Annotated in this window: 9 protein-coding genes and 2 pseudogenes; 9 read left to right on the forward strand and 2 right to left on the reverse strand. The window is 72.7% G+C overall.

The window, feature by feature from the left end; translation table 11 throughout:
- Nucleotides 1-150 precede the first annotated feature (150 nt).
- The gene (locus HW445_RS07235; RefSeq protein WP_308798560.1) at nucleotides 151-627 is read right to left on the reverse strand and encodes an NUDIX hydrolase; all 477 of its coding nucleotides are present in this window, start codon (nucleotides 625-627) and stop codon (nucleotides 151-153) included.
- 478 nt (nucleotides 628-1,105) lie between these two features.
- Here HW445_RS07235 and HW445_RS07240 point away from each other — a divergent pair, with 478 nt between their 5' ends.
- The 4 genes from HW445_RS07240 (at nucleotide 1,106) to HW445_RS07255 (ending at nucleotide 5,920) form a co-directional block, all read left to right on the forward strand.
- A complete protein-coding gene (locus tag HW445_RS07240; protein ID WP_180220196.1) occupies nucleotides 1,106-2,476 on the forward strand; it encodes an MFS transporter in 1,371 nt (456 codons plus the stop codon).
- Nucleotides 2,477-2,771: 295 nt separating this feature from the next.
- The gene (locus HW445_RS07245) at nucleotides 2,772-3,464 is read left to right on the forward strand and encodes a DUF4328 domain-containing protein (protein WP_180220197.1); all 693 of its coding nucleotides are present in this window, start codon (nucleotides 2,772-2,774) and stop codon (nucleotides 3,462-3,464) included.
- Nucleotides 3,465-4,178: 714 nt separating this feature from the next.
- On the forward strand, nucleotides 4,179-4,778 hold the full coding sequence (locus tag HW445_RS07250) for an ankyrin repeat domain-containing protein (RefSeq protein WP_180220198.1): 600 nt from the start codon (nucleotides 4,179-4,181) through the stop codon (nucleotides 4,776-4,778).
- Nucleotides 4,775-5,920, forward strand: coding sequence for a twin-arginine translocation signal domain-containing protein (locus HW445_RS07255; RefSeq protein ID WP_180220199.1), 1,146 nt, complete (start codon nucleotides 4,775-4,777; stop codon nucleotides 5,918-5,920). Before HW445_RS07250 ends, HW445_RS07255 begins: the two co-directional genes overlap by 4 nt.
- 66 nt (nucleotides 5,921-5,986) lie before the next feature.
- On the opposite strand, the pseudogene HW445_RS07260 reads toward HW445_RS07255, so the two are convergent.
- Nucleotides 5,987-6,682, reverse strand: a pseudogene (locus HW445_RS07260) (transposase).
- A gap of 292 nt (nucleotides 6,683-6,974) precedes the next feature.
- Between HW445_RS07260 and HW445_RS07265 the strand changes: the two are divergent.
- The 5 genes and pseudogenes from HW445_RS07265 (at nucleotide 6,975) to HW445_RS07285 (ending at nucleotide 11,727) form a co-directional block, all read left to right on the forward strand.
- Nucleotides 6,975-7,949 carry an alpha/beta hydrolase gene (locus tag HW445_RS07265; protein WP_180220200.1) on the forward strand — a complete coding sequence of 325 codons (975 nt, stop codon included), beginning with the start codon at nucleotides 6,975-6,977 and terminating at the stop codon, nucleotides 7,947-7,949.
- Nucleotides 7,949-9,160, forward strand: a complete 1,212-nt coding sequence (locus tag HW445_RS07270) for an acyltransferase (RefSeq protein WP_180220201.1) — start codon at nucleotides 7,949-7,951, stop codon at nucleotides 9,158-9,160. Before HW445_RS07265 ends, HW445_RS07270 begins: the two co-directional genes overlap by 1 nt.
- A gap of 213 nt (nucleotides 9,161-9,373) precedes the next feature.
- Nucleotides 9,374-9,628: pseudogene (locus HW445_RS33405) on the forward strand (fatty acid desaturase); the annotation flags it as partial.
- A gap of 204 nt (nucleotides 9,629-9,832) precedes the next feature.
- Complete coding sequence (locus tag HW445_RS07280; protein ID WP_180220202.1) at nucleotides 9,833-11,059, forward strand: sensor histidine kinase; 1,227 nt, start codon at nucleotides 9,833-9,835, stop codon at nucleotides 11,057-11,059.
- Nucleotides 11,056-11,727 (forward strand): response regulator transcription factor, encoded by a 672-nt coding sequence (locus tag HW445_RS07285; RefSeq protein WP_180220203.1) that lies wholly within the window; start codon nucleotides 11,056-11,058, stop codon nucleotides 11,725-11,727. The genes HW445_RS07280 and HW445_RS07285 overlap by 4 nt, the downstream gene beginning before the upstream one ends.
- Nucleotides 11,728-12,046 lie beyond the last annotated feature (319 nt).

Genomic DNA, 12,046 nt, shown 5'->3' on the forward strand with positions numbered 1-12,046 from the left:
GGTCCGGCCGGGCCTCCAGCGCGACGTGGCCGCCTCGCGCGCGATCTGCGTCTTCGGCCGGCCGCCGCGGTGGCGAGCTCGGTACGGATGTCCCGTGACAGCGAGCACATGGACCACTGCTCGATGGCGCGGTGGCATCGGCTGCTGGGGCTACCGGGTGAGCGCGGCGAGGTAGGCGTCCAGGGGCTGCACATACCCTGGGAGGCGTTCGAGGAGGTCCCACCAGTGGACGGCCGCGATCTCCTCAGTGGGCTCGAAGGCGCGGGTCTCGGCGCAGGATCCTGCGTAGAGGGCCAGATACTCGGTTCGCTGGTCAGGCGCCAGCACGAACCCTGCGTAGCCGATGAACCGCAATCGTCCGTCAGGCTGCTGCCCGCTCTCCTCCAGCAGCTCGCGTGCGGCTGCTTGGCGGGGGGTTTCGCCCTCTTCGATGCTCCCGCCGGGTAGCTCCCAGGACTGGCGGTACCGATCGAAGACCATGAGGACCCGACCGGCTCGCCACAAGGCCACCAGGGCGGCCGGCAGCGGGGCGGCCTGCGGCGGCGCTGCCTCGCTGCCCCGCGCGAACGAGATCAAGAAGTTGCCACGACCATCGGTTGCAAGTGGTTCATCGGCGAGGTAGGCCACGGTCGGATACTTCCCCGAGCGACTCCACGAGAAGCCCTACGACCCCGCCTGCCGGTCGGTCGAACTTCAGTGGCAGACGGTCAACGTTCAGTGGCGCCGAACAGCGGAGGCGGCTCACCGGGCGGTGAGCGGCGGTCAGGTCCGGGTGGTGGTCGGCGAGATGGTCGGCCAGGGCGCGCACCGACGGGCGGCGGGCTTCGTCGTGGCGGCGAGGTGGACCAGGCGCAGCTGGGTGAGGGCGGCGGCCGGCTCGCCGGCGTCGATCAGGGCGCGGGCGGTGTCGGTGTGGGCGCGGGCCGGGACGGTGCGGCCTCGAGCTTCCTCGCCCTCGGCCCGGCACCGGGCGGTAGCAGCGGCGGCGCGGGGCTGGTGCAGCCGCGGCGGAGGACACCCCGGTGCGAGGGCCTGCTTCCTCTCGGCATGCGCGTCCGGCGCCTACAGTGACAATCAGGGCGATTTCGCCGCGACCGGAGGAGGAATGACCGTGGCCCAGGCGCGGCCGGGGGGCGAACGGCGGGGCTCGGCGGCGCTGCTGGCCGTGTGCTCCGGCTACTTCATGGTGATCCTGGACGTGACCGTCATCAGCGTCGCCGTTCCTGTCATCGGCCGCGACCTGTCCGCCTCGCTCACCGGCGTCCAGTGGGTCACCGACGGCTACACGCTCGTCCTCGCCGGATTCCTGCTGACCGGCGGCGCGCTGGGCGACCGGCTGGGCAACCGCCGGGTCTTCTGCGCCGGCGTCGCCGTGTTCACCGCCGCCTCCGCCGCCTGCGCGCTCGCGCCGGACACGTCGTTCCTCGTCTCCGCCCGCCTCGTGGAGGGACTGGGCGCCGCCCTCATCGTCCCCGGCTCCCTCGCCCTGCTCCAGCAGGCGTATCCGGAACCGGCGGCCCGCTCGCGCGCCTTCGGGCTGTGGGGGTCGATGGCGGGCATCGCCGCCTCGGCAGGGCCTCTGCTCGGCGGAGCGCTCGTGTCCACCATCGGCTGGCGCTGGGTCTTCCTCGTCAACCTCCCCGTCGGCGCGGCCTGTCTCGCGCTGACGCTGCGTCATGTGGCGCCCTCACCCCGCCGGGCCGACCGCCCTCTGGACTGGCCCGCGCAGTGCGCGGTCGTGGCGGCCATCGCCCTGCTGACCGCCTCGCTCAACGAGGCCGGGCGGCGCGGCTGGACCGATCCGGCCGTCCTCGCGGGCCTGGCCCTGGCCGTCCTGGCAGCCATGGCGTTCGGCGTCCGCGAAGGGCTGGCCCGCTCCCCCGCGCTGCCGCCGGGCCTGCTGCGGGCGCGGGCGATGAGCGGCGGAGCCGCGATCGGCCTGCTGTTCAACTTCGCCTTCTACGGCATGGTGTTCACGGCGAGCCTGGAATTCCAGCGGGAGCGCGGCTACAGCGCCTTCGAGACGGGGCTGGCACTGTTCCCGGCGCTGGCGATGACCATGTTCGCCTCCGTCCTGTCCGGCCGGCTGGCCGCCCGTACCGGCGACCGGCCCCTGGTGGTCACCGGCATGCTCGTGGCCGCGCTCGGCCTCGCCGGATGGGCGGCGGCAGGCCCGGACCCCGGCTACGCCCTTCTCATCGCCCCGATGATGGCGGCCGGCTTCGGCACCTCCTTCGCCCTGACCGGCTCGACCACCACCGTCATGGGCGCCGTACCCGCCGGCTACGCGGGCACCGCCTCCGCGCTCTTCAACACCACCCGCCAGATCGGCAGCGCCACAGGTGTCGCCCTCGGCGGCAGCTTGCTCGCCTCCGCCACCGACCCCTCGGCCGGTCTGCGCGTCAGCATGGCCATGGGCGCCGCCGCCTACGTCACGGCCGCCGCGCTGGCCTGGGGCTGCGTGCCGAAGCGGTGACCGGACCCGCGCCCCGAACCCACGCGCTACTGTCGCCGCGCGCAGGCCCGAAACAGCCCCGCACGAACGGTCTGCCCCCCGCAGGACAGCCCAGCTCCTGGCCCACCTGAGCGAGTGGCTTGGCCTTGCGCGCACGCCCTTGCGTAAGGCAGGAGGCCTCGCTCCCCGCGGCGGCAGCCACCGCCAGAGATCTCCCTGGACGCCGTGTTGCCTGCGACGTAGCGTTCCTCCGCCCGTCCGGGATCTGCCCGCACGCGGTTCCGCCATGTCACCCAGGGGAGTCAACACCTTGTCCTTGTCCGCGTCCGACACGCTCCACCCGCCCGCGCAGCGTGGCCCGCTGCTCGCGCCCCGCGGTCCCCTCCTCGCACTGATCGCGGCGCTCGCGGCGTACGCACTCGTCGCCCTGGTCGACGTGTACGTCGGCGTTCGGCGGCACGTGCTGGCCGGCGAGGAACAGCGCGCCCCCGTCACCTCCCCAGAGGCGCTGCAATCCTGGTACGCGTTGTACGAGGCGGTCGGCCGCCTGCAGACGGCGGTGTACGCGCTGTGCGTGGTGGCCTTCGTCGTCTGGTTCTTCCTGATACGCCGCAGCGTGGAGCGACTGGCTCCCGACCGGGTCGTCATGGGTCCCGGCTGGGCGATCGTGGCCTGGTTCATCCCTCTGGTGAACTTCGTGCTGCCCTACCGGATCGCTGTCGGCATGTGGTCGGCCTCCAGCCCGCCACCGCCTTCCGACGGGCGGTCCCGGGCCCCGGTGTGGCCGGTGCGCCTGTGGTGGGGCCTCTTCCTCGCCGCCAATCTGCTCAGTCGGCACGCCGCCCTGATGTTCGACATCGCGCAGACGTACGCGGACCTGCAGACGGCCGTGGAGTTGTACATCGTGGTCGACCTCCTGTTCGTCGCCGCCGCCGGTGCTGCCATCCATTTCGCGGTGCGGCTCACGGCCATGCAGCGGGCGGAGACGGCCGGGGCCGACGGCGCGTAGCAGCCGACCGGGCAAGGCCAGTTCCTCCATCACGCCTGCTGCGGTATCCCTTTTCGTCCGCTTGACCAGCCATTCTTCGAAGTACTCAAGGTCCACCCGGCGCTGAGCACGCCAGACCGCGGTGCCGCCCGGTCCACCCGGCGCTGAGCACGCCAGACCGCGGTGCCGCCCCGGCCGGTGAAGTCGTAGCTCGTGATTCCGTGACATCTGCGCCACCGCCTGCCGTGGCGCTGCAAGTGGTCCTGTACACATCGTCGAACGCCTTGTCCTGGGCGTACAGAACCTGCTCCCAGTGCCCGGCCTGGTGTCCGGTGAGGAAGTCGCGGGCAAGGCCGATCGCCCCGCGTCGACGGTGACATTCGCGGGCACCGCCGTGGCAGTGCGGTGGACCTTGGGCTGCTGGGCCTGCTCGCAGAGATGCTGACCGAGGGCCGGCATCATCCGTTCGGATGACGTCTGGGTCATCCCTTCGGCACGTCCTGATCAGCCTCTCCGCCGATCGGCGAGGCCCCGGCCCGGGCCGAGGATCGAGGGAAGGCACGACCGACGACCGGCCGAAACGGACTCGAAGAGGGGCCCCACCATGCAGCCCCACGGGTCCGCCGTGCCCGCCCCGTGACCCCGGGCCGAGCTCTCCCCCGCCCGGGGTGGGCCGGCCTCCGCACGCGAAGGACGTCGATGCCGAGAACCCTGTCCCGCCTAGGGAGGAACGCCATGACCGCCTCCGGTCACGAACTGCTCCAGGCCGCCGAACGCGGCGACACCGACACCGTCCGCCTCGCCCTCCGGGCGGGCGCCGACGTGGAGGCCCGTGACGCACACGGTCGCACCCCACTGCTGCTCGCGGCCCTCGCCGACCATGTCGACACCGCCCGGCTGCTCCTGGCGGCGGGCGCCGACCCCGACGCGCGGGACGATCGGCAGGACACCCCCTGGCTGGTCACCGGCGTCACCGGCAGCGTCGCCATGATGCGCCTGCTGCTCCCCCACAACCCCGACCTGACTCTGCGCAACCGCTACGGCGGCATCTCTCTGATCCCCGCCGCCGAACGCGGCCACGTCGCCTACGTCCGTGCCGTGCTGGAGGAGACCGACATCGACGTCGACCACGTCAACCGCCTCGGCTGGACCGCCCTCCTCGAGGCGGTCGTCCTCGGCGACGGCGGCCCCGCCCACCAGCGGATCGTCGAACTCCTCCTCGCCGCCGGCGCCACCCCGGACGTCCCCGACGCCGACGGCGTCAGCCCCCTGGAACACGCCGAACGCCGCGGCTTCGCCGGGATCGCCGCCCTGCTGCGCGGGACCGCCGGATGAACCGCCGGGCCTTCCTCGGCGCCCTGGCCGTCACGACGGCGGCGGTTGCCTGCACGCCGTCGGGGCAGGAGGAACCGCGCGCGGAGAACCCGACGGACAACCGGGCGGGGAACCGCACGAGGACACCGCGCACGGAGAACCCTCGGGCGGCTGCTCCTCCCACTGCCGGGGGGTTGCTCCTGGTCACCGACTTCGGTGCCGACAGCGTCACCTTCGTCGACCCCGCCACCGGCCCCGTGGCCTCGGTCGAGGCCGGCACCGCCCCCTATGGACTCGCCGTCGGCAGGGACGGCCGGGCCTGGGCCGCCGCCGCCGAGGGCGTGGCAGTGATCGACACCCGCGCTCGCCGCCGCTCGGCCCTGGTCCCGTACCGCACGTCCGCCGCCCGCCTGGGCCCACCCACGCACGGCGAGTACCGCGGCGGCGGCATGGGCATCGCACTGTCCCCGGACGGCCGCCACGTCCACGTCGGGGTGAACGTCCCGGGCGGGAACGGCGTACTGGAGACCGTCGACACCACCACCCTCCGCACGACCCGCACGGTCCCCGTCGGCCGCCGCCCGTTCGACGTGGACGTCTCCCGGGACGGCTCCGAGGTGTACGTCACCAACCACGACTCCTTCGACGTCACCGTGGTCCCGGCACAGGGCCGCCCGCGCCGCATCGAGGTCGCCCCCTACGGCACGGAGGGCGGTCTGGGCTCCTGGCTGAAACCGCACTACGCCGCCGTGCGACCGTCCGACGGCCGTCTGCTGCTGCCGTTCGAGGGCGAGAAGCTGGTCGTGGTCGACCCGAGCACCGGCCGGTCGACGATCGAGCCGATGACGGCGAACACCCACCAGCACGGGGTGGCGGTCACCCCGGACGGCACCGTCCTCGTCGTGGGCACCGGCCCCATCGACCCGGCGCGGGACCGCGGCCCTTCCCTGACGGTCCGCGCCCCCACCGGCCGGGAGCGGGTGATCAGCCTCGACGGCCCGCACGAGGACGTCACCGTCTCCCGGGACGGCCGCACCGCCTATGTCACCGGCGGTTTCACCCGCGACGGCCACTGGGACGGCATCACCGTCGTGGACCTCCGGACCGGCGCCACCCGCCGCCTGCCCGCGGGCCGCCGCCCCCTGGGCATCGCGGTGCTCTGACCTCGCCGGCGCACCAGCCGCCGCGCCTCGGCCACCGACCCGGCGTGGTCCCGGCTGGCCGTAGCCTCATGCCAGGTAGCGAACCAGAGATCGGCGACCGGGGTCCAAGCGGGCAGGTCCAATATCCAGTACTCCGTGGGAGCGTCCTGCCCGTCCGGCCACTCGACCAGGAGTGTCTGTGTGGGCGGGACACCGTCCCACCGGTTGCGGCCACCGACCGCTTCCTGGGCCGGGGCCAAGGACTGCTTGCCTGCGGGCCGGATGGCCAGGACCACGAACCGTGAGGTCATCGCGGGCGAGGACATAGGACAGGCCGCGTTCCTCAAGGCCGAGCCGGAACGGGGTGCTGACGCCGTAGCCGGCATCGGCGACCACCACCGGCGCCCGGGGACCCTGCCCGGCGGCAGCGGTCCGGTTCGTCCGTCCACTCTCGTGGCAGATACAAGTGCCAGTTCAGCGGGCACGAAGCGGTGTCGGTGGCCGCATGAACGCTGACCGCGACCTGGCAGTTCGCCCGCTTGCCGACCGCCCGCAGTACTGGCGGGCCACCCCGACCGACGCCCTGCCGCACCTGGGGAACGACACGTCGTCGACCACCCACACCTCAGGCGCGATCACCTCCGACAGCCGCTCGGCGATCCGCCGCCCCACCGGCAGCGGATCCCACGGAGACTGATTCACGGGCTGCTGCAGGACCTGCATGTTCCCGTCCGGCAGGCGCTCGGCCATCGGCTGGACCGACTTCCGCCGGCCGTCCAGCATCGGGCACCGCAGATAACACTCGCCCCACCGCCGCTGATCCCGCCGCGACAACGACCCGGACACATCGGCAACGAACTCCGCCAACTCACCCCGGAGCCGTTCCACCTCCCCCAGCTTCACCGCGGAAGGCTGCCCACCGCCTGGGAATATCACTCAACGTAACGAAGCACTACTAACCCACCCCCTACCGGGGTATCACTCCCGACTTGGCTCCCCAGCGTGACGCCCCGCCTCCCGCCACCTTCCTACTTTCCTCCCCGTCACCACGGACGAGACAGAGGGAGACGGACGGATGCGCCGCTTCAGGAAGACCCTGACCACCGCCGTACTGACCACACTGCTGGCAAGCAGCACGGCAGGCTGGGCTTCGGCGAGCAGCGAGAGCGCGCTGAGCGGTCCGCTCCCGGGCACCGCCGCCTGGCTGGCGGACGACTCACTGGACAAGGAGCTACCGGACCCCACCACGGCCACCCCGTCCGAAGTGACGGCGTTCTTCGCCGACCTGACCGACGCTCAGCAGCAGCGACTCGTCGAGGACCACCCCACCGTGGTGGGCAACCTCGACGGCGCCCCCGTAAACCTCCGTTACGAGGCCAACGCCCCCGCAGGCGACCAGGTCCTGGCGTACGACCCGCGCGGCCGCGGCCTGATCGCGCGGGTCGTGGGCGACCTGGAGAACGCCGCCCACGTCGCGGTGATCGTCCCCGGCTCGGACATCGACATCTCAACGTTCGACGGTACGGCACAGTGGGCCGCCGACCTCCAGGAGGAGGCGGGCGACGACACGGCCGTCATCGCCTGGGCCGGCTACACCACCCCCTCCGGCATCGGCCCCGACCTGGCGACGGACCGGCTCGCCGGGACCGGCGCCGAGCGCCTCACCCGTTTCACCGACGGCCTGGACGCGGCCGGCCTCCCCGACCCCTCCCTCTTCTGCCACAGTTACGGCTCGGTGGTCTGCGGCCTCGCCGCCCCCGACACCGACGCGAGCGACATCGTCGTCATGGGCTCGCCCGGCATGCGCGCCGACGACGTCACCGCACTCGACACCGATGCCCACATCTGGGCGGCGAAGTCCCCAGCCGACTGGATCGACCGTGTCCCCAATGTCGAAGTCCTGGGCCTGGGCCACGGCGCGGACCCCACCTCGCCCGACTTCGGCGCGACCGTCCTGCCCGCCGACGACGTCCCGGCGCACGACGAGTACTTCACCCCCGGCACCTCCACCCTGACCGCGTTCGCGGCGATCGCCGGCGGAGACCTGTGATGAAGACCCCCTCGAGGCTCGCGAAGCTCACCGCCAAGATCGACGACCGGACCCCCGCCCACCGCGACCGCGCCATCGACGGCCTGCGCGCGCTGGCGCTCCTGGCCGTCCCGACCGGCCACTGGCTGCTCGGCGGCTTCACCCTCGACACCGGCAGCGGCCTGCACAACGCCAGCCCGCTGGCCACGTTCGGCGCGCTGGCCCCGGCCAGCTGGATCCTCCAGATGCTGGGCATCTTCTTCCTGGTCGGCGGGTACTCCTCGTACCTCTCCTACCAGCGCCGCAAGGGACTCACGCGCCAGTGGGTCACTGGCCGGCTCACCCGCCTGGGCCGCCCGGTCCTCGGCGTCACCGCCGTATGGGCGCTGCTCCTGCCGACCCTGCATCACGGTTTCGGCGTCCCGACCGCCACCCTGCACACCGCGTCGACGCTCGTCGTCCAGCCCTTGTGGTTCGTCGGCGTCTACGCGGTGATCACGGCCCTCACGCCGTACTGCGTCCGCGCCTCCAAGCGCCTTGGCTTCTGGGCCGCGGCCCCGCTGCTCGGCTCGGTCGCGGTGGTCGACTTCCTGCGTTACGGGCCGTACGCGGACGCGATGCCGTCCTGGCTGAGCCTGCTCAACCTGCTTCCGGGCTGGATGTTCGCCTACCAGCTGGGCGTGTCCTGGGCGGACAAGCGCCTGGGCCGGCGCGAGGCGTGGCTGCTGCTCGCCGGCGGCGCGGCCCTCTTCGCCGCCCTGCTTCTCGCCTTCCACTACCCGACCTCGATGGTGGGCGTCCCCGGCGAGGCCCGTACCAACTCCCACCCGCCGTCCCTGCTCGTGCTCGCGCTCGCGGCCGCCCAGTCCGGTGCGGCGATCCTGCTGCGCGACAAGCTGGCGCGCCTGCTGAGGCGCCCGGCCCTGTGGGCCCCGGTGGTGATCATCAACCTGTCGGCGATGACCATCCTGTGCTGGCACCAGACGGCGATGCTCGCCGCCGCGGTGCCCGCCTCGTACTTCGGCGAGATCCCCGGCCTGACCACCGCGCCGGACACGACCGGCTGGATCCTGGCGCGGATGGCCTGGATGCCGCTCTTCGCGGGGCTGCTCGTGGCGATCGCAAAGTTCGCCCAGCCCCTGGAGACCCCGTGGGACCGCACCGGCATAACCCGCCGCGTGGCGGTGGGCGTGCTGGCGACGGGCTTCGCCTACTTCGCGCTCGTGGCGTGAGCCATGTGTACGCACCGCCGTATCACCGTCGCGTACCAGCCGGTGCGCCGTTCGAGCAACTCCTGTCCCTTGACGTCGCGCAGCAGGGGCGTGAACTCGCTGCCCGTGTCCGGTGGGGGTTGCCTCGCGGTGGTCTTCTCGGGGCGCGGCAGAGCGGTGTTGGCGGCCAAGGACATGGTTGTACTGCGGTGTTCGTTGGCTGGTGTCGATGCGGCGCGCACGACACCAACCAACGCGCACGGTCCGGCCGCCGTCGTCACCGGCATGGCGCTCGTCGGCGACTCGTGGTGGGTGCTCGAGCTCGTGCCCGTCCTCGCCGTCCTGTGCGCCCGCACGGCGTGCATCGGCCACGACGCGGGCCATGCCCGGATCAGCGGCAACCGCGTCACGAACCGCCGCATCGGGCTCATCCATGGCAACCTGCTGCTGGGCATGAACTACGCGTGGTGGAACGACAAGCACAACCGTGTGGCTCGCCCGTCCGCGGTGAAGGCCCACGGCCGCGGCCTCGGCATCCCCCACGCGGAGACCGGCCTCGTCGACACCTACCGACAGGGCCTGCGGCACATGCACAAAGTGGGAGAACCGCTGCGTGCCGACATCTGAGAAGCCGACACCGTGCGCCTCTCCGGACGCCGTCGCGCCGCACACGGGGCACATAGGCTGGTGTCCGTGACCTCAGTGGAGAAGGAACGCCCGCGCGCGCTGCTCGCCGGGGCTTCGCGGCGGTGGGTGCGGCTGCTGCCGTGGGGCGTGGCGTTCGTGCTGTGCGTCGCCCTGCTGCCCACCACCATCCAGGTGCTCACCGCCGACTACGGCATGAACGGCGGCCTCGCGAGCGCGCTGGCCATCGCGCAGACGGCGCCGCTGCTGCTCGCCGTCGTACGCCCGCTGCAGGCCTGGTACGTGATCTTCACCGCGGACGTGGCCGGGGCGCTCGCCCTGCTCACCGTCGACTTCGAAGAGCGGCTCCTGTGGCCGTTCCCGCCCATGGAGATCGTCGGGTACGTCGGCCTCTGCCTCGCCCTGGGCCTGCGCGAGCGGCGCCGGACGGTGCTGCTGGTGTGGCTGGCGACGGCGGGTGCGAACGTCGGCCTGGGGTTCGTCGCGCCCCACGGCTTCAGCGCCAAGGACATGCTGCTCACCATCCTCGGGGGCGTCGCGCTCCTGCTGGGCGGTGCGCTGCGCGAGCGGTACGAGGTGCAGCGCAGGCTGGTCGAGCAGGAGACGATCAGCGAGGCCGAGCGCGGCCGGCGGACGCTGCTGGAGGAACGCGCCCGCATCGCGCGCGAGCTGCACGACGTGGTGGCGCACCACATGTCCGTCATCACGGTGCAGGCGGACACGGCGGAGTACCGCCTCGACAGGATGCCGCCGGACGTGCGGGAGGAGTTCACGTCCATCGCGGCGACCGCGCGGGAGTCGCTCGGCGAGATGCGACGGCTCCTCGGTGTGCTGCGGAACGAGGAGGCGCACGGCGAGCTCGTGCCCCAGCCGGGCCTGACGCAGATCGGGCAGTTGGTGGAAGCGACGGCGAGGGCCGGCGGGACGGTGGCGTTCACCCCCTGCGACGCCGAGGTGCCCGAGGCGGTGGGTCTCTCGGCGTACCGGATCGTCCAGGAGGCCCTCGCGAACGTCGTGCGGCACGCGCCGGGTGCCCCGACGCACGTGTCGCTGTCGGTGTCGGAGGACGGGGATCGGCTCACCGTCCTGGTCGTCAACGGCCCGCCGCCGGAGCCGCCCGCCGGACCGCTGGAGGTGGGCGGCACCGGGCACGGCCTCGTCGGCATGCGCGAGCGGGTGCGGCTCCTCAACGGCACCCTCGACGTGGGGCCGCTGCCCGACGGCGGGTTCCGGGTCGCCGCCCAACTTCCCCTGCTTGGAGAGGACTTCACGTGACGACGCGCGTCATCATCGTCGACGACCAGGCCATGGTGCGGGCCGGCTTCGCCGCGCTGCTGGCCGCCCAGAGCGACATCGACGTGGTGGGCGAGGCCCCCGATGGTGCCCAGGGCGTCGAGCTGGGCCGACGCACCCGTCCCGACGTCGTGCTGATGGACGTGCGGATGCCCGAGATGGACGGCCTCGAGGCCGCGCGCCGTCTCCTCGCGCCCCCGCCGGGCGTGACGCACCGGCCGCGTGTTCTGATGCTCACCACGTTCGACGTCGACGACTACGTCTACGAGGCGCTGCGGGCGGGCGCGAGCGGCTTCCTGCTGAAGGACGCGCCGCCGGCCGACCTCATCGCGGCGGTACGGGTCGTGGCCTCGGGCGACGCGCTGCTCGCCCCTTCCGTGACGCGCCGTCTGATCGCGGACTTCGCGCGGCAACGGCCCGCCCGGGGCAAGCCGACGCTGCGGCTCAAGGCGCTGACGGAGCGCGAGACCGAGGTCCTCACGCTGGTGGCCCGCGGCCGGTCCAACACGGAGATCGCCCAGACCCTGGTGCTGGCCGAGCAGACGGTGAAGACGCACGTGAGCCGCGTCCTCACCAAGCTCGACCTGCGCGACCGTGCCCAGGCGGTGGTCTTCGCGTACGAATCGGGACTGGTGGCCCCGGGCGAATAGGACAGCCGCCGAACCGGGAGCACGTCGCCATAGGCGGCGGAGGGGGCCTTCACCCCCTACCGCGGTAGCACCTCCACATTGGCTCCTGGGTATGACGCCCGGCGCGCAGCCGGTCCCGCACTCTTCACCCCGTCACACAAGTGCACGTATGAGGGAGACGGGACCATGAGGCTACGCAGGGGCAAGCGGCAGAAGGCGGGCAACCGGCCGGAGGTGGACGACCGGTCGGAGGCGTCCAACGGGCCGGAGGCGGACGGCCGTCCCGAGGTCCCGGCCGCCACGCCCGGTCTCGCCGTCGAGCTGCACGGGGTCCGGCGGC

It is taken from the genome of Streptomyces sp. UH6 (assembly GCF_013421635.1).
Taxonomy (GTDB): Bacteria; Actinomycetota; Actinomycetes; order Streptomycetales; family Streptomycetaceae; genus Streptomyces; species Streptomyces abyssomicinicus.

Coding starts and splice junctions, on each gene's coding strand:
- HW445_RS07240 (WP_180220196.1), top strand. CDS start 1,106: ATGACCGTGGCCCAGGCGCGGCCGGGGGGCGAACGGCGGGGCTCGGCG.
- HW445_RS07270 (WP_180220201.1), top strand. CDS start 7,949: ATGAAGACCCCCTCGAGGCTCGCGAAGCTCACCGCCAAGATCGACGAC.
- HW445_RS07265 (WP_180220200.1), top strand. CDS start 6,975: ATGCGCCGCTTCAGGAAGACCCTGACCACCGCCGTACTGACCACACTG.
- HW445_RS07255 (WP_180220199.1), top strand. CDS start 4,775: ATGAACCGCCGGGCCTTCCTCGGCGCCCTGGCCGTCACGACGGCGGCG.
- HW445_RS07250 (WP_180220198.1), top strand. CDS start 4,179: ATGACCGCCTCCGGTCACGAACTGCTCCAGGCCGCCGAACGCGGCGAC.